Source organism: Bacillus sp. SIMBA_008, from assembly GCF_046535495.1.
In the GTDB taxonomy this organism is placed as follows: domain Bacteria; phylum Bacillota; class Bacilli; order Bacillales; family Bacillaceae; genus Bacillus; species Bacillus subtilis.
In genome coordinates this window covers 1-271 of sequence record NZ_JAWRWL010000474.1, presented here as the reverse complement: position 1 = coordinate 271, position 271 = coordinate 1, and the positions used below count along the sequence as shown (strand labels likewise).

Annotated in this window: 1 protein-coding gene; it reads left to right on the top strand. The window is 38.0% G+C overall.

What is annotated here, in order from left to right; translation table 11 throughout:
• Positions 1 to 37 precede the first annotated feature (37 nt).
• Positions 38 to 271: nucleotidyltransferase family protein (locus SB658_RS24080; RefSeq protein WP_410602867.1), on the top strand; the 234-nt coding region annotated here is incomplete at its 3' end.

Sequence of the window (271 nt, the reverse complement as noted above, 5' to 3'; positions counted from 1 at the left end):
AATAAAAAGTGATTACGATGATTTCTTAAATGAAGTCTTGCGTACGGTCGGAAAATTACTAACCAGAAATCAGATTCCTATTGCCTTCGACGTTCTGGGGAGAACTAAATCCTTGGAATCAATTATCGAAAAAGCGAAAAGGGTTGATCTTAAAAAAAGCATTACTGATTTCCAAGATATCGTCGGGTTACGGATAGTTTTACTATTTCCGGAGTTCAAAGAGAAGGTGGTCGAGCTGCTTTGTCACGAGTTTAAGCTTTTAAACGATCCC